At 40.8% G+C, this 272-nt stretch carries 1 protein-coding gene; it reads right to left on the bottom strand.

Annotated features, from left to right (window positions below):
• A partial coding sequence (locus tag AAEY79_RS14910) for a hypothetical protein (protein ID WP_352289165.1) occupies positions 1–272 on the bottom strand: 272 nt, incomplete at both ends.

Below are 272 nucleotides of genomic sequence, written 5' to 3'. Positions count from 1 at the left end.
CCGCTATATTGCGAAAATACTCGTTTATGAAGCAAATTTCTGCAGGTAAATAAAGCTGCTGAAATAACGCCAACGATAATGCCTAAGGTGGTGTCGTTATTCAGATTTGCCTCAGGGATCAGCATTATTACGCCTGCTAATACCGCGATACCGGATATTACATCGACAAGTTTGAGCTGCGTTTTATTGATTAATGGTTCGATTAATACCGTCATGACGGGATAAGTAAAAAATGCAATCATGCCAATGGCGACAGATGACAACTGCATAGC

The sequence above is a fragment of the Psychrobacter sp. GW64-MNA-CIBAN-0177 genome, from assembly GCF_040309585.1.
Classification (GTDB): Bacteria; Pseudomonadota; Gammaproteobacteria; order Pseudomonadales; family Moraxellaceae; genus Psychrobacter; species Psychrobacter okhotskensis.
This window is presented reverse-complemented; position numbering and strand designations above follow the sequence as displayed.